This is a genomic window from Candidatus Filomicrobium marinum, from assembly GCF_000981545.1.
In the GTDB taxonomy this organism is placed as follows: Bacteria; Pseudomonadota; Alphaproteobacteria; order Rhizobiales; family Hyphomicrobiaceae; genus Filomicrobium; species Filomicrobium insigne.
Genome location: NZ_LN829119.1, coordinates 1,658,902 through 1,683,283, shown reverse-complemented (window position 1 = coordinate 1,683,283; position 24,382 = coordinate 1,658,902). Strand labels below are relative to the sequence as shown.

Genomic DNA, 24,382 nt, shown 5'->3' with positions numbered 1-24,382 from the left:
GCCTGATTTTTGCGCCGGTCTTTGGGTCACATTGGCCAGCCTTCGGGCTTTTTTGCTCAACGACCTTTGTGCTGTGCCTCATGGAAACTTGCTTGTCTGAAACTCAATCCTTGCCTGACCTCAGCGAACCGCAACTGCTGCGTTTGGCGCAGGAACTGGGCTTTTTGCTGCGCCCGGGAGACACGATTTGCCTCCATGGCGATCTCGGAGCCGGAAAAACCACGTTCGCACGGGCCCTGATCCGCTCAGTGGCCAATGACGATGATCTCGACATTCCGAGCCCCACTTTCACCCTCGTGCAAAACTACGAAACCGCACGGCTCGGCATTGCACATTTCGACCTCTACCGGCTCGGTGCGCCTGAGGAGATCGATGAGCTGGGACTTGAGCACGCGCTCACACATGGCGCGGCCCTGATCGAGTGGCCAGAGCGTGCCAAGGATGCTTTACCTGCAGACCGGCTCGACATTTTCCTCAACGACGGTGCCGTCGTCAGTGACTGCGAAACGCGTTCTCTCCGCTTGGAAGGCCACGGGAGTTGGGAGACGCGCGTTTTACGCCTCGTCGCCCTCCACAGGGTCGTGCGGGAAGCTGGTTTCGTCGACGACGATGTTCGCCTCACCCCGATCACCGGCGATGCTTCCGCGCGGCACTATGCAAGGCTTACGTCCATCACGGGTGATAAGCGGGCGTTGGTTATGGATTGGCCGCGCCAGCCGGACGGGCCGCCAATCCGTGACCAGCTGGCTTATAGTCAGATTGCACATTTGGCCGAAGGCACGATGCCGTTCGTTGCCATCGCGGAGGCGCTACGCGCAGCCAATTTCAGCGCACCGCAGATCTTTGCGCGCGATCTCGACAACGGATTTCTCGTGCTGGAAGACCTTGGGGAGCATGAGTTCAAACATGCTATGATGGAGGGGAGCAGTCAGGAGGAGTTGTGGCGTGCCGCGACAGACGTGCTGATTGCTTTACGTGGCGTCCCCATCCCAACCAAGCTTTCCGCTACCGCCGATAAGGCCCATGTCCTGCCCCCGTTCGACACGGGTGTTCTGGACATCGAAACGGAATTGCTTCTCGACTGGTATTGGCCCGCTATTCGCGGGACAGAGGTCCCACCTGACATACGCAAATCCTATCAGGCTGCATGGTCTGAGATTTTCGATACGCTCTCGCGTGAGCCCCACCGGTGGGTGTTGCGTGACTTCCATTCACCTAATCTAATCTGGCTGGCAGATCGCCCCGGCGTGCAGCGTGTCGGGCTCATTGACTTTCAGGACGCGCTGGCGGGGCCAGCGGCCTATGATCTGGTCTCTCTTCTGCAAGATGCACGTATCCACGTCGATGAGGCTATCGAAGCGCGTTTGCTGACACACTACCTCGCGAAAGTTCAGCAGTCGGAGCCCGGTTTTGATCCCGACGCTTTTCGGTTCACCTATGCCGCGCTCGGCGCGCAGCGAAACACCAAGATCCTGGGAATATTCGCGCGGCTCGCGAAGCGCGACGGCAAACTCCGTTATCTGGCTCACATTCCCCGCGTCTGGCGTTATTTAACCCGAGACTTGGCCCATCCCGAACTTGCGGCGCTGGCGCAATGGTATGATGCGGCCTTCCCACCTAATATCCGTGAGAAAATTCCAGCCTTTTGAAACTTAGGTTAGACACCCTCGTTCGCACCATTTCTCAGCATTCATGACCCGAGTTCTGACATGACGTCAAAAGTTTCGACTGCAATGGTCTTGGCCGCTGGCCTTGGCCAACGCATGCGCCCCCTTACGGATTCAATTCCGAAACCGATGGTGAAGTTGGCAGGGCGACCGTTGATCGATCATGTTTTGGATCGGCTCCACGAGGCGGGAGTCGAGCGTGCGATCGTCAATGTGCATTATTGCGCCGATGTCCTCGAAAACCATCTTAGTCACCGCACAACGCCTAAAATTATCATTTCCAATGAGCGCCATGGTCTCCTTGATACCGGTGGGGGCATCGTCAGGGCTCTGCCGCTGATTGGGAACGAGCCCTTTCTTATCCACAATTCAGATTCTACCTGGATCGAAGGTGTCGGCCGGAACCTAGACAGGCTCATCAAAGCCTGGGACCCTGAGCGCATGGATAGCTTATTGCTTGTGGCGCTGGCTTCGCATTCTCTAGGCTATCATGGATTTGGGGACTTCTCGATGTCACCGGACGGGCTGTTGGAGCGCCGTCCTGAACGTGATGTCTCACCCTTTGTATTCACAGGCGTATCCATCGCTCACCCGCGTTTATTTGAAGGCGCACCAGAAGGGTCGTTTTCCCTAAATAAGCTTTGGGACGCGTCAATTGCGCGGGGCCGCCTTTACGGCCTTCGCCTCGACGGTTGGTGGATGCATGTTGGGACACCCGACGCACTGAACGACGCCGAAGCGTGGATCGAGGATGCGGCGAAGCGGGTTTAAAAAATGAGGGGTGGGGATGTCCGATGGGGTGGTCAAGCCGGGAGCAGTTTATACGGTCCCCGCGGCGGCTAGTTTTCTTGATGTTCTCGCGCAAGCGGTTCTGAATGGCGACCTGCCACACGTTCACGGACCGAAACCCGATCCCCTAGATCTTACGGCTCTTACCATTCTGGTTCCAACCCGTAGAGCCGAACGCGCCATCGGCGAAGCCTTTATGCGGGCAGGACAGGCGCGCGCGCTTTTGCTACCTCGAATTCAGCCTGTTTCTCAGGGTGATGACGACGGAGCGCTGTTCTCGGATTTGGCCGTCGGAGCGAACCCGGACGAACTGGAAATCCCCCCCGCCATCGCCGAGATGGAACGGGTTCTGCTGCTGACGCAGCTCGTGCAGAAATGGTCGGCTGCGATGCGCCAGCCCGGCAGCGATCCCACCGGCGAACTCGCATTCGGGATGGTGCCATCAGCCGGGGCCCGAACACCGGCGCAAGCCGCCAACATGGCGCGCGACCTCGCAAATCTCATGGACCTTGTGGAGCGCGAAGGGTGCTCCCTCGATGGCATTGCGGACTTGGTGCCTGACACCTTCTCCGAGCACTGGCAGAAATCTCTCGATTTCCTCAAGATCATCACGGAATACTGGCCGGCGATCCTGGCTGCACGTGGCCGTCTTTCTCCAAAGGATCGCGAGAACCAACTGATTTTGTCGCAAGCACGCCGCCTTACCGACTTGCCACCAGCCGATCCCGTCATCGTTGCGGGTGTGACCGGTTCCATTCCGGCAACGATTGAGCTCATGCGCGCGGTCCTGCAATTGCCGCAGGGTGCTATCGTCCTGCCTGCGCTTGATCTTGGATTGGATGATGCAAGCTGGAATGTCATCCCCGAGCACCCTGAGCACCCGCAGTTCGCACTGCGAAAGCTTCTGGATGGCTTGGGTCTCAATCGCTCGGACGTGCGTCAACTGCCGGGTTCCGAACTAACGCCCGGCCTCGCGATGCGTGAAACGCTTATCAGCGAGTCCATGCGACCGACAGCAACCACAGGTGCCTGGCATCATTGGGTTGCGACGGCTGATCGGACGGACGTGGCTGAGGCCCTATCGGGTGTCAGCCTCGTTGAAGCACCGGCCGCGCAGGACGAGGCCGAAGCCATCGCGCTGATCATGCGCCATGCTCTCGAAACGCCGAACCAAACGGCGGCACTTATCACTCCTGATCGGTTGCTGGCACGACGCGTTGCTATTCGACTTGAAGCGTGGGGTATCCGGGTCGACGACAGTGCGGGCCGCCCCTTCGCGAAGACTGCGGCCGGTGCATTTCTCGAATTGGTTATCAATTGCCTTGCCCGCAATTTCGCACCTCCGGAAACCATGGCGCTGCTCAAGCACCCGCTGGCACGCCTTGGTTTGAGTGCTCGAGAAGTCCGCTTTGCGGCACACGCGCTGGAGCATGCGGTATTTCGAAAGCTCTATCTTGGCGATGGCATCCCCGGGATTGAAGCCGCACTCACAAAGGCGCGCATTGAAGCAGCAAGCGGCGAAGCGCCCCGGACCGCACAGCGACTTTGGGATGAGGACTGGGAGCGTGCAAGAGACCTTGTGGCACGCCTGACCGAAGCGTTCGCTCCGCTCACGGCTACGGCCGCCATGGAGGGGGAGCTCCCGCTTACCGATCTAGCAGAAGCGCACCTAAAGTGTGCCCTCGCCCTAACGCGCCTGCCGGAAGAAGAACGTTTGGAAGCTCCTGGCGAACCTCTCTTTGCCGGCGAAGCCGGACAGACGGCTGCGCTATTCTTCGAAAAACTTCTGGCGAGCGGTGACGACGCGCCGGACGTTAAAGCGACCGACTATCCAGACCTCTACCGCAGTCTCATTCTTGGGCTCAATGTCGTCGCCAAGGTACCTCCGCATCCGCGGCTTTCAATCTGGGGGCCTCTGGAGGCGCGCCTTCTCAGAGTCGACGTGACGATCCTTGCTTCGCTCAATGACGGGACGTGGCCGGATGCCGCCGATCCGGGACCTTGGCTTAACCGGCCCATGCGCGCGGCTCTCGGCCTGCCTCAGCCTGAGGAAGCCATTGGCCGGGCGGCGCACGACTTTACGTCTTTCCTTGCGGCCCCAAAGGTCATCATGACGCGTGCGCGCAAGGTGGACGGCGTGCCAAGTGTGCCCTCGCGCTGGCTCCTGCGACTCAAGGCTCTTGTCGCTGGGTTGGGACTGAACGATGCGCTGGAGCCGAACGAGCCTTGGCTTGCCTGGGCGCGCCTGCGTGATTTCGCGCCTCCGCGTGCTCCCGCGCAACCGCCGCGCCCAACGCCGCCCGTTGAGGCTCGCCCACGGAAGATCAGCGTGTCAGGCGTCGAGCGCTGGATCGCCAATCCCTATGCGATCTACGCACGGCATGTTCTGCGCTTGGAGCCGCTGCAGCTCCTCGGCGCCGAACCGGATGCGGCATTGCGTGGCGCCATTATCCACGAAGCGATGTCCCGTTTCGCCAAGACTTATCCGGTTCGTCTGCCAGATGACACAGCGCGCGAACTCTTCCGCATCGCAAACGACGTGATGCGAGAACACGCAAGCCATCCGAGGATCGCGGCTTTCTGGTTGCCACGTTTCGAACGGTTTGCGACGTGGTTTGCCGAAACGGAGCCACAGCGACGCGACGGCCTGCAAAAGACGCTCGCTGAGATCGGCGGTGAACTCTCATTTGAAAGCGCCGGTGGGTCATTCAAGCTGACCGCCCGCGCCGACCGTCTCGATATCACCAACGCCGGCGTCGCCATTACCGACTACAAGACCGGCGCACCGCCTAACGACAGAGCGGTGTTAGACAACACGCGACCGCAGCTCCCGCTCGAGGCGGCTATCGCACTGGAAGGGGGATTTGTCGGCGTGTCCGAACAGAACGTCTCTCTGCTTCGCTATATTCGTGCGTCAGGCGGTGAGCCGCCGGGGGAAGAGCGCATCATCAAAACCGACGACCTGCCGAAGCTCGCGGAAGGTGCTCTTGAGGGTCTCAAGCGGCTGGTGGCTGCTTATGACAATCCAACGATGGCTTACGCTGCTGTTCGGCGCGGGGCCTTCTCTTATGACTATGACGATTATGCGCATCTCGCCCGCGTGGCTGAGTGGGCGCAGTTCGGTGAAGCGGACGGGGAGGCTGCGTAATGTTGTCAAACGTCGTCGCCGAACTCGAAAGCACGTCTCGGCGTCAAAGTCAGGCGTCCGATCCCAGCGTATCCGCGTGGGTCAGCGCTAATGCCGGCACGGGCAAGACGCACGTCTTGACCATGCGGACGTTGCGATTGCTGCTTGCAGGCACGGCCCCTGAACGCATCCTCTGCCTCACTTACACGAAGGCGGCCGCGGCAGAGATGTCGACACGTGTCTTCGACAGACTGTCGGAGTGGGTGACGGCGACGGGCAGTGATCTTGATGCCAGTCTTAAAAAGCTTCTGGGACGTACGCCGACCGACGAGGAAAGAGCGCGTGCACGCACCCTGTTCACGCGGGCTATCGAGACACCCGGCGGGCTCAAGGTCCAGACGATCCACGCGTTCTGCGAGCGCCTGTTGCAACGCTTTCCGTTGGAGGCTGGCGTCCCGCCGGGCTTCTCGACACTGGATGATGACCTTGGCCGCTTGCTGAAACGCGAAGCCATCGACGGCACCTTGCGGGAAGCCGTGAAGCATAACGATCGTCGCATCGGGCAAGCGCTTAAGACCGCAATCGCATATGCTGCCGAAGACCGGTTCGACAAAGTCCTAAGCGAAGCGATTGCCGCACGTGACTGGCTGCTGGCTGCTATCGATCGTACAAGCCGAATGGACGCTGGAGACGCGGAAGCCGCATTCGCAGCGGCAGATCTCGACCTACGGACTGCTATAGGCGTCAGGCGAAAGGGACGTGTCAGCGATATCGAGAAGGATATGGCTGAGGTCCTGAGTTCGGGCACACTAGGCCGCATCGTCGAAGTCTGGTCACAAGGCAAATCGACCGACGTAAAGATTGCGGAAGCCTTGGCTCAGGCTAAGGGGGCGAAAGATATCCGTGGGACGTTGGGCGGCTTTCAACGTGCGTTTTTGACGTCGACGGGGGGCCCCCGTGCGCGCATTGCGACGAAGGCCATCCAGGATACCGAGCCCGGTTTATGCGATCAGCTCACAGACGCTCGCGATAAGTTTGCGAAGCTCGATACGGAGCGCAAGGGGCTCGCGTGTGTTGAAGCAACGGTCGCCCTCATGGTTCTAGCAAGCGACGTCCTACAGCGTTACAGCGATGCCAAAGCACGGCGCGCGGCGCTTGACTTCGACGATCTCATCGAAAAGACCGCCCGTCTTCTTGGCGAAGGGAGCGGTGGTGCAGCCGACTGGGTTCTTTACAAACTCGATGGCGGTATCGATCACATCCTGGTGGATGAATCGCAGGACACCAGCCCGGCGCAGTGGAACGTGGTCGAGACGCTCGCGCGGGAGTTTTACTCAGGAGAAGGGGCGCGGGAGGACGTGCGGACGCTTTTCGCGGTGGGTGATGAAAAGCAATCCATCTACAGCTTCCAAGGCGCGGCGCCGGAAATGTTCGCGCAGAAGGGCAAACAATTTTCCGACATGTCCAAGACCGCAGGTCAGACTTGGCACAGCGTCGAACTTGATCTGTCGTTTCGTACCGTAGAACCTATTCTCAACGCGGTGGATCGGGTGTTCGCCAATCCGGGCCGGACGCCGGGCCTGGGATCAATAGGCGCGGAGATCCGTCATGCCGCGGCGCGCGTTGGCCACGGCGGCCTCGTCGAAATCTGGCCGACCGAGACACCAGAAGATGCTGACACGACCGACGCGTGGATACCGCTGGGTGAGAAGGCTGCGGTCGCGCCTGCCGACAAACTCGCGAGCCGCATCGCACGAACGATCAAGAGCTGGCTTGAGTCGGGGGAACGCTTAGTCTCGCAGGATCGGCCCATTACTCCTGGCGATATCCTTATTCTCGTCTCTAAGAGACGGCCCTTTGCCGCGCCCATGGTGGCCGCGCTCAAAGCTCTCGGCATCCCTGTGGCGGGTGCCGACCGCATGGAGCTTAATGATCAGCTTGCCGTTCAGGATCTCGTAGCGCTCGGCGATTTTGTCACCTTGCCGGACAATGATCTCGCGCTCGCCAACGTCCTTAAAAGTCCAATGTTCGGTCTTGATGACGATGATCTCTTCGATCTCGCATATAAGCGGTCCGGCTCGTTGTGGAGATCTTTGATCGAAGCGCAGGGACGCGATGCGCGCTATCTGGAAGCGGCCAGCCTTCTCAAGGGTTGGCGGCAACGCGCTGACTTCCAACCGCCGTTCGAGTTTTTTGCGCAGGTGCTTGATCGAGATGGCATGCGCCGGCGATTGCTCGCACGGTTGGGCACCGAAGCGGCCGACCCTCTCGACGAGTTTCTCAATCTCGCGATCAGTTATGACGATGACGCCGCTCCTTCCCTTACCGGCTTTCTGACCTGGCTGCGGAGCGGGCAACGCCAGGTCAAACGAGACATGGAGCAGGGGAGCAACGAGGTGCGTGTGATGACGGTGCACGCCTCAAAAGGGCTCGAAGCTCCGATCGTGTTCCTCGCGGACACGTGTCGTGGCGCTGCTTCCGGGCCTGACAAGGAACCTCTGATCACAATATCTCCCTCCCAGAAGGCGCCACCGTTACGCGCGTGGCGCATTAAGGGCGCCAGTCAAATCGAGGCCGTCCAATCTGCGAGGACAGCCAAGGCAAGAGCCGATTTGGAAGAGCAGAATAGGCTTCTTTACGTCGCAATGACGCGGGCGCGAGACCGTCTCTACATCGCGGGTTTTGAGGGCAAGAACGGGCGTCACGATAACTGCTGGTACGATATCATCTGTGATGGGCTCGCGGAGCTAAGTGACGAGTTCAACGATGCCGAAGGGCGTCTTATTCGGCGCGTGTCGTCATCTCAGGCAGCTCCGGTTGAGAAAGCGAAGACAGAAAGCTCCGGGGCCGTAGCAAATGTCCCGATGCCCGAATGGGCGCACCGTGCCCCCGCTCGCGATGCTGTCGTCAGCCTGCCCCTGGCACCCTCAAAACTCACCCCCTATGATGTCGACGAGGCTGGCGATCCAGAGCCGGGAAAGCCAGCCGTATCTCTGGACGAGGTGCCCGATGATCCTCCAACGCCAACGCCACTCATTGCGCAGCCGGATTACCGGTTCTTGCGAGGTACGCTGACGCATGCGCTCTTAGAGCATCTCCCCCTGGTGCCGGAATACAGACGACCGGAAATGGCGGAGCGCTATCTCACTTTGCGTGGGGCAGATTTGCCGCCTAGCGTGCAAAACAGCATCATTTCAGAGACGCTGGCCATTTTGAATGATGCACGCTTTGCACCGTTGTTCGGCCCCCGCAGCCGGGCAGAAGTCGCGATTGCGGCAGATATTCCGCGCCCCGATGGCAAGGGCCCAACGTTGCGACTGACGGGCAAGATCGATAGGCTCGCGGAGGTTGGCGACGATCTTATGATCGTCGACTACAAGTCCAACCGGACGGCTCCCGACGATGTCACGGACGTGGCTGAAACCTATCTTTTGCAGCTTGCTGCCTACCGTCTGGCGCTCACATCTATTTATCCTGGAAAAAAGCTTAGGGTGGCCCTCCTGTGGACATTCGGCCCGCGCATCCTCGAGATTCCGGACGCTCAGGTTGCACAGGCTGAATTACGACTTTGGGAACTGTCTGCGACCTCATCTTGACGCCTCAGGGCCAGACACCTACTTATCGACGAACTGAAGTCTTGCGTCTTTTCTGGCGCCGTGGGGGCGTGTCCTACGCCCGCGCAATAATCCAACTGGAGAATCGATACATGGCCGTGACCGTTTCCGACACCACGTTCGACGAGGTTGTTCTGAAGTCCGATAAGCCGGTACTCGTCGACTTCTTCGCCGAATGGTGCGGCCCTTGCAAGGCAATGGCACCCGCGCTTGAGCAGGTCGCCGAAGCCCTGAAGGACAGCGTTACCGTGGTAAAGGTTGACGTCGACCAAAGCCCCGGCATCACGCAGAAGTACGGCATTCGCGCCATGCCGACACTGATGTTGTTCCGGGGTGGAGAAGTTGCGGCGCAGCACGTTGGGGCGCTTACGCAGCGCGCTTCTCTCGAGAAGTGGCTGAACGCGTCAATCGCCGCGTAAGTTACATCCGGCGTTACCTTGAAAAGGCCGCGTACGATAAGTGCGCGGCTTTTTCATTCGAGGATTAGTTTGATTGGGCTTCGACGCCCTCCTGCAAGGCCAGAACTTGGCCCGCAAGATACAAGGATCCACAAATCAACACGCGTTTGGGACCGGGATGCAGGCGCTCGATGGTTGCGAGCGCGGCAGGGACAGAGCTTTGCTCTTCCGCCGAGATCCCCGCAGAACGTGCTGATTCGGCAACGGCCTGAGGCGTATGCGGTGCCTCATGGGCGCCGGGAATAGGAACCGAGTAAATCTGGCGCGCAAGGCCGCGGAAATTCGCGACGAAGCCGGTCACGTCCTTCAAACCCATCATTCCCAATACGAGATAGAGTGGGCGTGGACTGCGCTCCTCCAGATCGGCCAAGGCCTGAGCGATCATTGCCCCAGCAGCTGGATTATGTCCTCCATCCAGCCAGAGTTCCGATCCTCTGTGCAGCATATCCGGGAGCGGACCATCATGGAGCCGTTGCATGCGGGCCGGCCAGACGGCGTTCATCACCCCCTGTTCGATCGCTTCCTCTGACAGCGCGAAGCGCGGCATTTCCAGCGCGGCTGTCACGGCCGTCGCGGCATTGACGATCTGGTGCGGGCCGATCAGGCTCGGCATCTGCAGGTCCAAAAGCTGTTCATGACGCTGCACCACCAGCCGGCCACGCTGTTCGTAGGCATCGAAATCACGTCCCCACGCGATCATCCGGCTGCCTACACGCTCGGCCGTTTCCCCAATTGCGGACAGAGCCTCGTCGGGCTGCATGGAGACGACAACCGGAACACCTGGTTTGATAATACCTGCCTTTTCGGTCGCGATCTGAGCCAGCGTGTCGCCCAGCTTGTCAGCGTGATCCAGCGAAATCGGCGTGATGACAGAGATTTCGGGTTTGGCGATCACATTGGTGGCGTCGAGCCGACCGCCAAGGCCTACTTCCAAAAGGAGAACGTCCGCTGGATTCTCAGCATATGCGAGGAACGCAGCAGCGGTCGTGATCTCAAATTGCGTGATGTCATCGCCATTGTTGACGGCCTGTGTCCGGCTCAGAACGTCCACGAGATCGGCTTCAGAGATCGCCTGCGCCGGTTCACCAGAACGCCCAGCCAACGTGATGCGCTCATGGAACCGAACAAGGTGCGGTGACGTGTAGACGTGAGCGCGCAGGCCCGCTGCCTCGAAGATGGACCTCAGAAACGCCGTCGTAGATCCCTTGCCGTTGGTGCCGGCAACATGGACGACGGGAGGCAATCGCTTGTGGGGATCTCCGAGCTTGGCCAAAAGGCGTTCAATCCGCCCCAAGGACAGATCGATCAGTTTTGGGTGCAGAGACTTCAACTCGGCAAGGAGTTGCGTGCTTCTGGAGTTCTCGCTCATCTGGTGCCCACGCCGGTTTTCTTGCGCGCTGGAGTTTCCGAGCTGCGGCTGAACCGCCTTGTTATGACTTTCGTCCTGTGGCCTTCTCAAGGTGAGATCGCACTTTCACCTGCCACATCTATATGCGCTCGCATAGTGAAATAGTGCCAATCGAAAAAATCTATTTGTGAGAAGGCTAGGCTTGTCCCCGCGATGCGACGATGAGCATTCCCTCTATCAAGCGTCCGATTTCGGAGGCTGAGCCTGTGTTTGCTCGGCTGCTTTCTCGGACTTTTGCGCCTTGGTGCCCGTACGTTTCGGCTCGAAACGCTCAGCCTCCGTCACCGGTTCGGCTTCGACCACACTCTCGGCTTCATTTTGGGAAGCGGCAGGATCCTCAATGCGCTCATTAGGCGCTACAGCGTCAGCCTTGGCATATGCTTTCCCATTCATACGCTTAGGGGCAGCTGGGGCTTTCTCTCGCTCTGCCTTGTCCAAGGCGGGCTTCATCAGGAGCCTGCAAACGCGGGCGATGGTTGCTCGCAATTTGTGACGATGCACGACCATGTCGATCATGCCATGCTCAAGTAGATATTCGGAGCGTTGGAAGCCTTCCGGAAGCTGTTCGCGGATCGTTTGCTGGATCACGCGCGGCCCAGCGAAGCAAATCAATGCGCCCGGCTCAGCAATATGAACGTCGCCCAGCATCGCATAGGACGCGGTTACACCCCCTGTCGTGGGGTCGGTCAGGACGACTATGTAAGGCAGTTTGGCGTCTCGCAGCGCCTGAACGGCAATGGTCGTGCGCGGCATTTGCATCAACGACATGATGCCTTCCTGCATGCGCGCGCCACCCGATGCTGCGAACAGAATGAAGGGCGTTTTTCGCTCTACGGCACGCAACATACCGGCGATGATGGCCTCACCAGCTGCCATGCCGAGAGAGCCTGCCATGAATCGGAAATCTTGTGCAGCGGCCACAACATTCTGGCCGTCGAGCAGGCCTTCGCCGACGACAACAGCATCATCCAACTCCGTCGCGGACTTGGCATCCCGCAAACGGTCCGGGTAGCGTCGGCCATCACGGAATTTGAGCGGATCAGTCGCCGCACCGGGAACCGGCACTTTTTCATAAACGCCCGCGTCGAATAGCATTTTCATGCGATCGACGGCGCTCACACGCTCATGATAGTCCGACCCAGGAAAGACGAACTGATTGGCTTCCAGATCCTTATGGAACACCATGTTCCCCGTTACCGGGCATGTGCGCCACAGGTTGTCCGGCACCTCGCGCTTCGTGGTTAAGAAGCTGCGGATTTTGGGGCGGACGACGTTGTTAATCCAGTTCACGCTAAACGGCTCCTCGCTTATTGGAGCATATGGGTTGACGGTCTTTCAAATCCTAGCACGGCTTTATCCTGACTCTTAGCCGATCCCTCTAGATAAGGTAACGCAAGTGCGACATCGTCGCCTGGCCGGTTTACGGCCTCTAGGTCACAAGCTGCAATATATTGCCAGATTGTCGCGACCAAACTCAGTTACGCAGAGCCGCGCTTAGATCCCTCACAAGATTCAAGACGGCTGGTACCGTCCCGTCAGTTGCTCCACCCTTATCGTCAAGGCTCTGCGCGATGGCCGTGACAAGTGCTGAACCGACCACGACGGCATCGGCCCCCTTCGCCAAGGCTTTGGCTTGTTCGCCCGTGCGAACTCCGAAGCCCACCGCAACCGGCAATTTCGTTGAAGCTTTAATGCGCGCTACCTGTGCGTGCACTTCATCAACAACTGGCGCGGCGGCGCCGGTAATGCCGGTAATGGACACATAATAGACGAAACCTGATGTATTGGCGAGGACCGCGGGCAAACGGTGTTCATCTGTGGTGGGGGTCGCCAGACGGATGAAGTTCAGTCCCCGCTGGATGGCCGGCAGACAAAGCTCTTCGTCAGCTTCGGGTGGAACATCGACGACAATCAGTCCATCCACGCCAGCGGCCTTCGCGTCATCGAGGAAGCTTTCCGCAGGATAGACGTAAATAGGGTTGTAGTATCCCATCAAAACGATTGGCGTATCGGCATCCTGCTTGCGGAAGTCTGCGACCAATTCAAGCGTCTTCTTCATGGTCTGGCCAGATTTCAGTGCACGTAGTGAAGAGGCCTGAATTGCAGGGCCATCGGCCATTGGGTCAGAAAATGGCATACCCAACTCGATGATGTCAGCACCTGCTTCAGGAAGACCTGACAGGATGCGACGTGCGGTTTCCAGGTCGGGATCGCCTGCGCTTACGAAGGTTACGAGTGCTGCTCGGCCTTCCTGATTCAGCGCTGCAAAGCGTTTGTCGATGCGTGTTTCGGTCATGTTTCGTGTATATCAATTATGGCGGGACGATACTGCGGGATTGCAGCGGCGCGGCGTCGATTTGCGGGAAAAGCAACCCGAAATTCGGGGGCATGCGGCCAATTCGCGACCGTCGTTTCCCTCCCTTAGCACTCCCGGAAGGTTAGTGGTAGAAAGAAGTGCGCGGACCGTACCTCCGGCCACAAATCTCAGGCCGAACGTAGCTCACTGTGCTTCAGAGACGCGACGCGCGCAGCTTCCATTTGTCCGTTCATCGCACCTAGCCGACCGTGAAACGTATTCACGAAATCATCGCGCAGCCACGTTTCGAGCTGCAGCGCGTCCATCGGCTGCGCAAAGAGATATCCTTGGCCTCCGACGCACTCGTTCATACGCAGAAATTCCGCCTGCTCGCAGGTCTCAATTCCTTCAGCAATAACGGAGAGATTTAGCTGCCGCGCCATCGCAATGATGGATGTCACAATCGCCACGCTGTTGGAGTCAGAGGGCAAGTTATGCACGAAAGAACGGTCAATCTTGAGATTTTGGAACGGCAGCTTCGATAGATACAACAACGAAGAATAGCCCGTACCAAAATCATCGATCGAAACCGAGGTGCCTAACGCATTGAGCTCGCCCAACGTCTTCTCGACAACATCGAAGTCGTCAATGAGCATTGTCTCAGTAATCTCAAGTTCCAGCGCGCAAGGCTTCAAGTCTGTTTGCTCAAGTATGTTTTTTATTTTTTCGACAAACAGCGGGTCCTTAAATTGCCTCGCAGCGACGTTTACGGCGATTTTGACGTTGGTCAGCCCGCCCTGCCGCCAACGCGCAGCTTGCGTGCAGGCCTGGCGCAGCAAACGTTCTCCAAGCTCAATGATAATCGGCGAAGTTTCGGCGATCGGAATGAATTTATTCGGCGGCACCTGGCCTAAAACCGGATGCTCCCAACGCGCCAGTGCTTCAAGGCCAATCAGTGCGCCGCTCTTGAGGTCGATCTGTGGCTGATAGACCAACGAGAATTCGTCCTTCTGGATACCGAGAGCCGCGTCTCGTTCCAGAATTTGTTTTTCGCGGATCAACTCGTGCAATTCTTCGTCATATATTTCACACGTCGCGCGACCGGATTGCTTCGCTTGATACAGCGCATGATCTGCCTTGATGAAAAGCTCATCCGAGTCGGATGCGTGCTGAGGGAAGCAGCTCACGCCAATACTCGAAGAGGTGGCGATGCTCTTGCCATCGATATACATCGGGAGCCGAACGGCCTCCGCGATACGATCGGAGACCTCAGCGATTTCACGCACATCCGAGACCTTCCGGAATACGATCGCTAATTCGTCGCCGCCCAGCCGGCCGACGATGTCATCCTCGCGCACGCATGCAGCAATTCTCCGCGCCGCCTCGCGAATTACGGAGTCCCCGACAGGATGCCCATAGGTGTCGTTGATCGTCTTGAACTTATCGATGTCGAGGATCGCGAGCGCCATGGTTCCATTGGCGATTCGCGCTTCACTCACATACTGCTGGAGACGCGCCTGAAGTTTTCGGCGGTTGGGGAGCCCCGTGAGGGTATCGTAATGTGCTAGATGCGCGATACGCGCCTGAAAACGGCGTTGCTCCACGGCGATCCCAACGAGATGCGATATCGTCCGAAAGAATTCGAGTTCGGCATCGGTCGGTTCACGCGGCTCGCGGTAGTAAAGGGCAATTGTGCCCAGAACCTCATCGTCGGAAGAGATTACCGGCAGCGACCAACATGCGCGAAGGCCGGTTCGCGCCACGAGGTCACGGATACCGGCCCAATACGGATGAGTTAACACATCCGATACGATCACAAGTTCTCGCGTGTAAGCAGCGGTTCCGCATGACCCCACGCCGTGCCCGATCTGAACTCCGTTAATTGAGTTCCTAAAAAACTCGGGAAGGCTGGGGGAGACACCGTCCTTAAAGCGGGTGCCGGATTCATCCAGTAGCAAGATGGAGCAGACGGTATCCGGCTTCAATCGCTCAACAGATTGGACGAGTGTCAGAAGCACCTGCTTGAGCGGCATTCCTGTCGCAAGCTGCTCAAGTACGACGCTCCGGCTATTTTGGAGATCTTCAGCCCATTGCCTATTTCGGATGTTGCGCCACACGAGCGCGCCGCAAAACGTACTAATCAACGTTACGAAACCCAAGAGCCCGAGGAAGGCGAACATGCTGCGCCGTTCGAGTTCCACAGCACGTTCGGTTAGGTCAATTTTGACGTTGACGGCCCCTTTGTAACCCGCGGTGCTTTCGATGGGAACGTAGGCCTCAGCGACAAGGCGGGGCCTGGATTCGCCACCCTCGTATTCAATGAGTTCGGTGTAGCTCTTGTCATTACGGATGGCGGCTTGCACGTGATCCGTTGGAATGCTCAGGCGGAAATCTCCTGACCATGAGGAGAATGCAACCGCACCGCGTTCATCGAGGATTTGATAATTGAGGACATTGCCGGTTGCCGTCGCAAAATCAAACGTCATCCGGTCTTCGTTGGTGATGAGGCCCGCCGATAGGAGGCCATCCAGCCCTCGAAGATTATTCTCCAGGTATTGCGCCCAGTGTACAGCCGTATACCGCCCCTCCTTCTTGAGGATGAAATGACGGGCTTTGCCCAGCGCAACCCAGCTTGCTGCGACTGCCGCGACAATCACAATCAACGTAGACAGGAGTAGTTTGGCGTCTTGGCTCAACCTCATGGCGTGCAGCCTACGGTCAAATTATTATTTATTTCCTTGATCCCAAAATCCAATACACTTGTACCGATGCATGAACATCTCAAAGGAAACTTTCAATGAGCCACTTTTATTGAAATTCGATTAAATTTCACATTAGCTGTAATTCAGGCGCAGGCCTTTGATCATGTCTGGGGTTACATATCCGAGGCTATTAGACATCATATAATCCAATTGAATTTTGAATATGTGCGCCGCTTTCGGCCCCTTATTGGCCCAGGCAAACCATCGAGGTATCGCGAGTCTCGTAAACCTCTCGACATCCTCCTGGCCAAGCCGATTGATTGTCGACCCCGCTTCTGCAAATTTTTTCCACGCCGCGACATCAGCCGCCTGGATCGTTGCGTGATGGAAGTCCGAATAGCAGCGCAGCTCTGACTCGATGAATTTCTTCAAATGGTCAGGCAGCTCATTCCAGCGCTTCATGCTCACAGTGAGATCCATAAGGTCCACCGACTGGTAGATTGATGGGTAACCGGGTGGCCCCATGGATATGTATTTCGTCACATCCTGCAGGCCCAGCGCGTAGTTGACGGAAGGTCCGACGTAGTCCGCTGCGTCGATGACGCCGGAACGCAGCGCTTCAACGATCTCGCTACCCGGTATCATTGTCGTTGCAGCTCCCGCCGCCTGAAATACCTCGGCTACAATGCCACCGGGCATGCGTATCTTGCGACCGCGGAAATCATCAATCGATCTGATGGGTACCCGGGAGTGGATGATGTTGGGGCCATGTTGGATGGGCCCGACATAAAACATCCCGTGCTCGGCGAAGGCTTCGCGGGCCAGTTCCAGCCCTCCAAGCCCATAGAAGAAGACATCCCACTCGTTAGCGTGTCGCATGGCCAACGGGTACGAACAGAGAAAGACAGCCGTCGGCATGCGCCCAGCCCAATAGAGCGTGAACGAGTTCATCGCATCCAAAGTGCCGTCCCTGAGTGCGTCGAAGAGCTGGAAGCCGCCGACGAGTTCTTCCGCCGCAAAGGGATGGAATGCAAGCTCACCGCCCGTCTTTTCGACGATGCCGTTACACCAGTCCTCGAAGATCTGAAGACCGATGCCGGCCGGCCATGACGTCTGGACCCGCCACGTGGTGCCAACTTCTCTACCTGAAACCACCGCGGGGGCCTTGATGTTGGCAACCCTATCTTGCTTGGCTCCGCGAGAACTCGATCCGCCAACAAACCCGGCTACGGAGGCTGTCGCCAATCCGACGGCGGAACCGGCTAAGAACGTTCGTCGTTTCATGGGCACCACTCAACGCCAAAACTTAAAATACAATATTTAGAAATTCATTTTTATAAATTTTTACCGACTGCTATTCGGAAACCAATAATCAAATCCGCCAATTTTCCTCCCTATTGCGGGGAATAAACAATCAGATACTCAAAAAATATTAAGCTCGAGTTGCATTTTCAGCACCCCGAGCTCAATTTTTTGCATCAAGGATCGTGTCTTCGAATCTTTTTAGCGAATGCCTTTCTGAGGCAAGGTTCAGATGTCCATGCCGAGATGGCCAGCGACAGTGAAAACATCCTTATCGCCGCGTCCGCACATATTCATGACCAATAGATCATTTTGAGGAAGCGTCGGCGCAAGCTTGGCCACGTGTGCAAGGGCATGCGATGGCTCCAAAGCCGGAATGATGCCTTCCAGACGCGTGCAAAGCTGGAATGCATCCAACGCCTCCTTGTCCGTTACCGAGACGTATTTGACCCGCCCTGTATCCTTCAGCCAAGAATGCTCTGGCCCCACTCCGGGATAATCGAGTCCGGCAGAGATTGAGTGCCCTTCGAGAATCTGGCCGTCGCCGTCCTGCAAGAGATACGTGCGGTTGCCATGAAGTACGCCAGGGCGCCCTCCATTCATCGAAGCAGCATGGCCATTCGACACCTCAAGACCGTATCCTCCGGCTTCGACGCCATAAATCTTGACGCCTTCATCATCCAGGAATGGATGGAACAGGCCAATGGCATTGGAGCCGCCGCCAATACAAGCGACAAGCGTATCCGGCAGACGACCTTCTGCTGCCATCATCTGCTCGCGCACCTCGCGGCCGATGATGGATTGAAAGTCGCGAACCATTGCCGGGTAGGGATGCGGTCCTGCTGCGGTACCAATGATGTAGTAGGTATCATGGACGTTGGTGACCCAATCGCGCAACGCCTCGTTCATCGCGTCCTTCAGAGTGCCGGCACCGCTGGTCACGGGGTTCACCTTCGCCCCCAGCATGTGCATACGCACGACGTTAGGCTTTTGCCGTTCGACGTCGGTCTTGCCCATGTAGACTTCACAAGGCAGGCCGAAACGCGCACAGACGGTTGCGACCGCGACGCCGTGCTGGCCAGCGCCCGTCTCAGCGATGATGCGGGTTTTGCCCATGCGTTTGGCCAAAAGGATCTGGCCAAGGCAATTATTGATTTTATGGGACCCTGTGTGGTTCAGCTCATCGCGCTTGAAGTAAATTTTCGCGCCCTTGTCGCCGCCTGCGACACCGCGCAAATGCTCGGTCAATCGTTCGGCAAAGTACAGCGGGCTGGGACGGCCGCCGTAATAGGTCATCAAGTAGGTAAGCTCTTCCGCGAATGCCGGGTCTGCTTTGGCAGCGTTATACGCGTTCTCCAGCTCCAGGATTAGCGGCATCAAGGTTTCGGCTACAAAGCGACCGCCGAAGAGACCAAAGTGTCCGCGCTCGTCTGGACCGGTCACGTAGCTATTGAGTTTGTTAGGCTGGTTGGTGGTCGCCATATCGTTGGTATACGCTCCTTGTTGGTCGTGCCTGCCGTCGCAGTTCACACTGCCGGTGCCGGCGATGGGTAGCCTATTCCCGGCGACGCTCCAAGCGAACCTCTCCGTTCGCTTTTTCATCATGCCGGCCGACAGATCTTCCCGATGGCCTCGCTATCTTGCCGCGACGCTAGTCGATTTTGCCGTTTCAAGGAACCGCACAATACGTTGCGGGTCTTTGATGCCTGGCGCCTTTTCGACGCCGGAGGACACATCAACGATCGCGGCTCCGGTCAGGCGGATTGCTTCGCGGACGTTTTCAGCGTTCAACCCGCCGGCTAACGCGAAGTCAAATCGGCGCGAAACTCCGTCCAGAATTTTCCAGTCGAAACTGAGGCCGTTGCCACCTGGCAGGGCATCGCCTGCATCCGGGGGCGGAGCAGCATCGAACAATATCAAGTCGGCGCGACCAGGCCGCCGATAGGGCTCTGCCTTTTCCGCATCGCCTGGAGCTTTGATGCCGATGGCTTTCATGATGGCTGTATCGCCACGCGCCCGTAACTTGGCGACGCGTTCAGGGCTTTCATGCCCGTGCAGCTGTATAAGATCGGGGGCCACTTCTGCACACACCCGATCAAACAGCTCATCATCCGGGTCAACAAGCAAAACAACCGAGCGCGCACGATTCCGCGCCGTATTCGCGAGCGCCTTCGCACCGGCGATATCTACGTGGCGTGGACTTTTCGGAAAAATCACGAAACCAACGAAGTCCGCACCAGCGGCAATCGCAGCTTCGAGGGCTTCCTGCGTGGTCAAGCCGCAGATTTTTACTTTTGGTTGCATTGGCTTAGGTCCATGCCATCCGTTGAGATAACGGACGCCGAGGAACACTTATCGCGAATTGGCAATAAGCTGTCGGCTGCCACCGGTTGCATCGGCATCGCGTTCACGGGTCAGCCGGTCGGCTTCAGCCTGCCAGCGTCGCGCTTCTTGGGTTCGCACGCGCGCTGCGTGACGCCAGTGGCCTTGTCCGAACCATACAGCCAGACCGCCCGCGATGATACCCAACGCCAGGACACCGAAGAGATAGGCATAAAAGGGAAGCACTAGAGATAGTGCCGGAGTGTCTGGTCGAAATGGATCGAGCACGAGACGCACATCATGGCGGTTAGCCACGGCTAGTGCAATCAAGACCAGCGCCATTGGGAAGGCGATTACGATCGTAAATATTCGTTGCAGCACGGTCAGCGCCCCGGATAACTACCAGCGCCCCCGGATCATAATTCGGAGTGCCCTGGCCGTTGTAGATTCCCATAACGGCCCACATCCTGCGAACCGACACAGAAGTGAACCTTCCTTTGCGGTAATCTATACGACTTTTTTTCCGGCGACGGCAGCCCGCGTGAGAGAAGGTTAGTGACCCTTTTTCTTTGGCACATTAAGGCGGTCACGCAGCTCTTTGCCAGTCTTGAAGAACGGAACGAATTTTTCCTCGACTGGTACAGGCTCTCCAGTACGTGGGTTCCGGCCTTCACGTGCCGGACGGTGCTTGACGGTGAACGCGCCAAAGCCACGCAGTTCGACCCGGTCCCCGCGTGCCAGAGCATCAACGATTTCATCGAAAATCACGTTCACGATGCGCTCGACATCGCGATGATAGAGATGAGGGTTTGCAGCGGAAATCCGCTGGATCAGTTCGGACTTTATCACCGGCTGCCTCCCATGAGGAAAGTTGTTGTAATTATTCAATTTTTGGCAGGTTGCCAAACAGAAACAAGACCGTCAAGACTTAGTGAAGAAAGGTTTCCGTCACGGCTGGCGAATTGGGTCAGTCCCGCCACGCCCGCACCGACCAATCCGGCCGCCAAATTAGAGAGAGAAGCGGACAGCCCCCAACCCGAGTCGTCTTTCACTTTCCAGTCGACGACTTCAACATTCGCCGGAACGCCGCGTTTCTCTTTCAGCCAGCGAACCGCCTCGTCTTCTCCGCCGATCTCATCAACGAGTTTGTAATCTTGAGCCTGACGCCCCGAAAAGATGCGGCCTTCCTTCAATCCTGGCACCTCTGCAGCGGTAATACCGCGCCTGGCTTCGACAAGAGACAAGAACCACTTAAAGCCGTCATCGATCATCTCGGCCGTGACGTTGAGAGCTTCCTGATCCGCTACCTTAAAGGGAGAGGGCTCAGCCTTCAGCGCACCGCTCTTGACCTCGTTCATCTTCACGCCGATCTTGCCCAGGAGTTCGGTCACCTCAGGCCACTGCATCAGGACGCCGACGGACCCCGTGATCGTATTGCCGCGGGAAACGATGTGATCGGTTGCCAACCCAACGATGTAGCCTGCAGACGCGGCAACTGTACCGAATTGGGCCACAACTGGCTTTTTTTCGGCCACGTCGCGCAAGGCCGTGTAAAGCGCTTCTCCGCCAGTAGTCGTCCCACCAGGGCTGTTCACGAACAGCAAGACGCCGGCGACATGGTCGGCTTTAGCGATTTCGCGTAGCAATTGAAGCTGGCGGCGATCCTCGAGGATTGTGCCAACTATGGAAACCCGTGCAATTTGGGGCTTATTCAAGAAGCCCGATAGGCTCTTGTCGCTCATAAGTAGCGCGCCGACTGCCAGCAATAGGGCGAGTACGGCCAGAATACGCCAGGAAGCCATCTTGCGGCGCAAACGGCGGCGATCAAGGACGACTTCGGTCTCAACGCTCATTGATAGACTCCGGTGCGCACGTGTCGCCCGCTAGGTGGACTTACGCGCTGTTTCTGATTGCCTTTCACGTTAGGCAAGTATCGGGCCGTCTTCAATAATCGTTATTCGGGTCACTGAAACCGGAATCTTACAATTAAGGCGCACGATAGGCTAGCCCTATCGTGCGCCTTCCAAAGTTGTCTTGCGAACTTTATTCACATCACAGAACGGCGGTTTAAGACACCCCGACGTTCATGCATTGTGCGTTCAGTCCTGCTCTTCCTCGTCGGAGTCGTCGTCGCTCTGGCTCTTCTTGATCGCAGCGCCCAAGATGTCGCCGAGTGATGCGCCTGAATCGGACGAACCGTACTGAGCAACAGCCTTCTTCTCTTCGGCGATCTCCAGCGCTTTGATGGAAACGTTGATCCGGCGCGCCGCCTTGTCGAGGCTGATAACGGCAGCATCAAGCTTGTCGCCTACGCTGAAACGCTCAGGGCGCTGTTCGGAGCGGTCACGCGACAAGTCCGAACGCTTGATGAACGTGGTCAGGTCGGTATCGGCCAGCTTGACTTCGATGCCGTTCTCCTGAACGCCGATCACTTCGCAGGTTACGATCTCGCTCTTCTTGAATCCGCCAATGGTTTCGGCCGGATCGCCGCCCAACTGCTTGATACCGAGCGAAATGCGTTCTTTCTGGCTGTCAACATCGAGAACCACAGCCCTGACATTGTCGCCCTTCTTGAAGTCCTTGATGGCTTCGTCGCCAGCGCGGTTCCAGTCGAGGTCGGAGAGGTGGACCATACCGTCGACACCACCTTCGAGACCGATGAACAGACCGAATTCTGTGATGTTGCGGATCGGGCCTTCGACTTCCGTACCGCGCGGGTGCTGAGCCAGGAAGACTTCCCAAGGATTATCTTGCGTCTGCTTGAGACCCAGCGAGATACGACGCTTGTTGGAATCGACCTCAAGGATTTGAACTTCCACTTCCTGGCTCGTGGAAACGATCTTGCCTGGATGGATGTTCTTCTTGGTCCAGCTCATTTCGGAGACGTGGATCAAGCCCTCAACACCTGGCTCCAACTCAACAAAGGCACCGTAATCGGCAATGTTCGTTACGGTTCCGGTGAAGCGACCGCCGACGGGGTACTTGGCTTCGATGCCTTCCCACGGATCGGACAGCAACTGCTTCATGCCGAGGCTGATGCGCTGCGTTTCCGGATTAATGCGGATGATCTGCACCTTCACGGTATCGCCGACGTTGAGGATCTCGGAAGGATGGTTGACGCGGCGCCAAGCCATGTCGGTGACGTGAAGGAGACCATCGATACCACCGAGGTCGATGAACGCACCGTAGTCGGTGATGTTCTTGACCAGACCGTCGATAACCTGACCTTCTTCCAGGCGGGCGACGATGTCGGCGCGCTGTTCGGCGCGCGTTTCTTCGAGAACGGAGCGGCGCGACACGACGATGTTGCCACGGCGACGGTCCATTTTAAGAATTTGGAAAGGCTGTTGCTGGTGCATCAGCGGGCCAATGTCGCGGACGGGGCGAATGTCGACCTGACTGCCCGGCAGGAAGGCCACGGCACCATCGAGGTCGACCGTGAAGCCGCCCTTGACCTTGTTGAAGATGACGCCCGTCACCTTTTCGCCAGCCTCGAACTGTTTTTCAAGACGGTTCCAGCTTTCCTCGCGGCGGGCCTTCTCGCGGGACAGAACTGCTTCACCGAGCGCATTTTCGATGCGCTCAAGGTAGACTTCGACCTCATCGCCGATCTTGATTTCGGAACTGCCGCTGGTGGAGAACTCGCGCAGAGGAACGCGGCCTTCCATCTTCAGACCAACGTCAATTACGGCTAGATCCTTCTCGATGCCGACCACCTTACCCGTGACGACGGCACCTTCATAAATGTCGTCCTTGGCTAGGCTTTCGGCCAGAAGGGCGGCAAACTCGTCCTGAGTGGGGTTAAGATCTTTTGAAAATTCGGTTTGCGACATACGCAGTTGCGCTCCTGAGTAATAGGGGTTTGATGCCGCCCCGTAGATAAAATCCGGGTCGTGGCATCGGTTGCTTTAGTCAATGATCCCAACGGATTAATGCTGGCCCAGCGGGAGCGTTCCCGCCGCCGCAACAAGCACGTCCGGCTCGATCATACGATTGGTGAATTTTGTTGCCGCCGCGATGAGTATCGCACCCTGCCAATAAGATTTGGGGCGTACGTCTTGCATACACCCTATTGGCCGATCTTCCTCTTGATCAATCCGACGGCGGCGTCGAATGCCGTTTCTATATCCATTTCGGTGGTATCGAGCAAGTCCGCGTCTTCGGCGCGGCGCATCGGGGCCGCTCCGCGCCCAGCATCGCGCGCATCGCGCGCGCGGATTAACTCCAGCATTTTCTCCATATCCGGGCTCTCGCCCGCCGCCTCATACTCGCGGAACCGGCGCTTGGCACGTTCTTCGACAGACGCGGTGACGAAGATCTTGGCGTCCGCATCCGGGCATACCACGGTGCCTATGTCCCGTCCATCAAGTATGGCCCCCGGCAGCCGGTTCGCAAAACTGCGTTGATATTCCAGCAGCGCTGCCCGAACTTCGGGGATTTTCGCGACAATTGAAGCTGCCTCGCCGATACCGGGGGCGCGCAGCCCTGCATCGTCCAGCCGCACCGGGTCCAACGAACAGGCTAGCGTGGTAACTGCGCGCGTATCGTTAAGATCGTGGCCGAGCTCCAGACAATCGCGGGCGACAGCGCGATAAAGAAGGCCCGTATCAAGATAGTGGTAACCGAAATAGGCGGCGAGACGCCGGGCAAGAGTTCCTTTTCCCGATGCCGCTGGCCCGTCTATCGCGATGATCATA

The 24,382-nt window shown here is 57.8% G+C and carries 17 protein-coding genes; 5 read left to right on the top strand and 12 right to left on the bottom strand.

Annotated elements, in window-relative coordinates; translation table 11 throughout:
- The first annotated feature begins 92 nt into the window (after positions 1–92).
- The 5 genes from tsaE to trxA all read left to right on the top strand — a co-directional run bounded on the left by tsaE (position 93) and on the right by trxA (position 9,616).
- On the top strand, positions 93–1,649 hold the full coding sequence (tsaE, locus tag YBN1229_RS08015; RefSeq protein ID WP_244465042.1) for a tRNA (adenosine(37)-N6)-threonylcarbamoyltransferase complex ATPase subunit type 1 TsaE: 1,557 nt from the start codon (positions 93–95) through the stop codon (positions 1,647–1,649).
- 60 nt (positions 1,650–1,709) lie between these two features.
- A complete protein-coding gene (locus tag YBN1229_RS08010) occupies positions 1,710–2,438 on the top strand; it encodes a nucleotidyltransferase family protein (protein ID WP_046477909.1) in 729 nt (242 codons plus the stop codon).
- Between the two features lie 16 nt (positions 2,439–2,454).
- A complete protein-coding gene (gene addB / locus YBN1229_RS08005) occupies positions 2,455–5,604 on the top strand; it encodes a double-strand break repair protein AddB (protein WP_046477908.1) in 3,150 nt (1,049 codons plus the stop codon).
- Positions 5,604–9,179 (top strand): double-strand break repair helicase AddA, encoded by a 3,576-nt coding sequence (gene addA / locus YBN1229_RS08000; protein ID WP_046477907.1) that lies wholly within the window; start codon positions 5,604–5,606, stop codon positions 9,177–9,179. Before addB ends, addA begins: the two co-directional genes overlap by 1 nt.
- Before the next feature lie 110 nt (positions 9,180–9,289).
- Complete coding sequence (gene trxA / locus YBN1229_RS07995; protein WP_046477906.1) at positions 9,290–9,616, top strand: thioredoxin; 327 nt, start codon at positions 9,290–9,292, stop codon at positions 9,614–9,616.
- A gap of 64 nt (positions 9,617–9,680) precedes the next feature.
- Here trxA and YBN1229_RS07990 read toward each other — a convergent pair whose 3' ends face one another.
- The 12 genes from YBN1229_RS07990 to cmk form a co-directional block, all read right to left on the bottom strand.
- Positions 9,681–11,024 carry a bifunctional folylpolyglutamate synthase/dihydrofolate synthase gene (locus YBN1229_RS07990; protein ID WP_046477905.1) on the bottom strand — a complete coding sequence of 448 codons (1,344 nt, stop codon included), beginning with the start codon at positions 11,022–11,024 and terminating at the stop codon, positions 9,681–9,683.
- Positions 11,025–11,240: 216 nt separating this feature from the next.
- Positions 11,241–12,353 carry an acetyl-CoA carboxylase, carboxyltransferase subunit beta gene (gene accD, locus YBN1229_RS07985; protein ID WP_046477904.1) on the bottom strand — a complete coding sequence of 371 codons (1,113 nt, stop codon included), beginning with the start codon at positions 12,351–12,353 and terminating at the stop codon, positions 11,241–11,243.
- A gap of 184 nt (positions 12,354–12,537) precedes the next feature.
- Positions 12,538–13,359: a tryptophan synthase subunit alpha gene (trpA, locus tag YBN1229_RS07980; RefSeq protein ID WP_046477903.1), complete on the bottom strand. Its 822-nt coding sequence runs from the start codon at positions 13,357–13,359 to the stop codon at positions 12,538–12,540.
- 188 nt (positions 13,360–13,547) lie between these two features.
- On the bottom strand, positions 13,548–16,061 hold the full coding sequence (locus YBN1229_RS07975) for a putative bifunctional diguanylate cyclase/phosphodiesterase (RefSeq protein ID WP_052743785.1): 2,514 nt from the start codon (positions 16,059–16,061) through the stop codon (positions 13,548–13,550).
- 132 nt (positions 16,062–16,193) lie between these two features.
- Positions 16,194–17,345 (bottom strand): TRAP transporter substrate-binding protein DctP, encoded by a 1,152-nt coding sequence (gene dctP / locus YBN1229_RS07970; RefSeq protein WP_082101067.1) that lies wholly within the window; start codon positions 17,343–17,345, stop codon positions 16,194–16,196.
- A gap of 246 nt (positions 17,346–17,591) precedes the next feature.
- Entirely contained in the window at positions 17,592–18,845 is a 1,254-nt protein-coding gene (trpB, locus tag YBN1229_RS07965; RefSeq protein WP_046477902.1) for a tryptophan synthase subunit beta, read from the bottom strand.
- Between the two features lie 153 nt (positions 18,846–18,998).
- Positions 18,999–19,667: a phosphoribosylanthranilate isomerase gene (locus YBN1229_RS07960; RefSeq protein ID WP_046480138.1), complete on the bottom strand. Its 669-nt coding sequence runs from the start codon at positions 19,665–19,667 to the stop codon at positions 18,999–19,001.
- A gap of 48 nt (positions 19,668–19,715) precedes the next feature.
- Positions 19,716–20,066 (bottom strand): hypothetical protein, encoded by a 351-nt coding sequence (locus YBN1229_RS07955; protein ID WP_052743784.1) that lies wholly within the window; start codon positions 20,064–20,066, stop codon positions 19,716–19,718.
- A 171-nt stretch (positions 20,067–20,237) separates the two neighbouring features.
- Positions 20,238–20,534 carry an integration host factor subunit beta gene (gene ihfB, locus YBN1229_RS07950; RefSeq protein WP_046477900.1) on the bottom strand — a complete coding sequence of 99 codons (297 nt, stop codon included), beginning with the start codon at positions 20,532–20,534 and terminating at the stop codon, positions 20,238–20,240.
- 35 nt (positions 20,535–20,569) lie between these two features.
- Positions 20,570–21,538 (bottom strand): signal peptide peptidase SppA, encoded by a 969-nt coding sequence (sppA, locus tag YBN1229_RS07945; RefSeq protein WP_046477899.1) that lies wholly within the window; start codon positions 21,536–21,538, stop codon positions 20,570–20,572.
- A 246-nt stretch (positions 21,539–21,784) separates the two neighbouring features.
- Positions 21,785–23,518: a 30S ribosomal protein S1 gene (gene rpsA, locus YBN1229_RS07940; protein WP_046477898.1), complete on the bottom strand. Its 1,734-nt coding sequence runs from the start codon at positions 23,516–23,518 to the stop codon at positions 21,785–21,787.
- A gap of 236 nt (positions 23,519–23,754) precedes the next feature.
- A complete protein-coding gene (gene cmk / locus YBN1229_RS07935) occupies positions 23,755–24,381 on the bottom strand; it encodes a (d)CMP kinase (protein WP_046477897.1) in 627 nt (208 codons plus the stop codon).
- Between the last annotated feature and the right edge of the window lies 1 nt (position 24,382).

Bases quoted from the DNA above. Each gene is read 5' to 3' on its own strand.
- YBN1229_RS08010 (WP_046477909.1), top strand. From the start codon at position 1,710: ATGACGTCAAAAGTTTCGACTGCAATGGTCTTGGCCGCTGGCCTTGGC.
- addB (WP_046477908.1), top strand. From the start codon at position 2,455: ATGTCCGATGGGGTGGTCAAGCCGGGAGCAGTTTATACGGTCCCCGCG.
- addA (WP_046477907.1), top strand. From the start codon at position 5,604: ATGTTGTCAAACGTCGTCGCCGAACTCGAAAGCACGTCTCGGCGTCAA.
- trxA (WP_046477906.1), top strand. From the start codon at position 9,290: ATGGCCGTGACCGTTTCCGACACCACGTTCGACGAGGTTGTTCTGAAG.
- YBN1229_RS07990 (WP_046477905.1), bottom strand. From the start codon at position 11,024: ATGAGCGAGAACTCCAGAAGCACGCAACTCCTTGCCGAGTTGAAGTCT.
- trpA (WP_046477903.1), bottom strand. From the start codon at position 13,359: ATGACCGAAACACGCATCGACAAACGCTTTGCAGCGCTGAATCAGGAA.
- YBN1229_RS07975 (WP_052743785.1), bottom strand. From the start codon at position 16,061: ATGAGGTTGAGCCAAGACGCCAAACTACTCCTGTCTACGTTGATTGTG.
- dctP (WP_082101067.1), bottom strand. From the start codon at position 17,345: ATGAAACGACGAACGTTCTTAGCCGGTTCCGCCGTCGGATTGGCGACA.
- trpB (WP_046477902.1), bottom strand. From the start codon at position 18,845: ATGGCGACCACCAACCAGCCTAACAAACTCAATAGCTACGTGACCGGT.
- YBN1229_RS07960 (WP_046480138.1), bottom strand. From the start codon at position 19,667: ATGCAACCAAAAGTAAAAATCTGCGGCTTGACCACGCAGGAAGCCCTC.
- sppA (WP_046477899.1), bottom strand. From the start codon at position 21,538: ATGAGCGTTGAGACCGAAGTCGTCCTTGATCGCCGCCGTTTGCGCCGC.
- rpsA (WP_046477898.1), bottom strand. From the start codon at position 23,518: ATGTCGCAAACCGAATTTTCAAAAGATCTTAACCCCACTCAGGACGAG.
- cmk (WP_046477897.1), bottom strand. From the start codon at position 24,381: ATGATCATCGCGATAGACGGGCCAGCGGCATCGGGAAAAGGAACTCTT.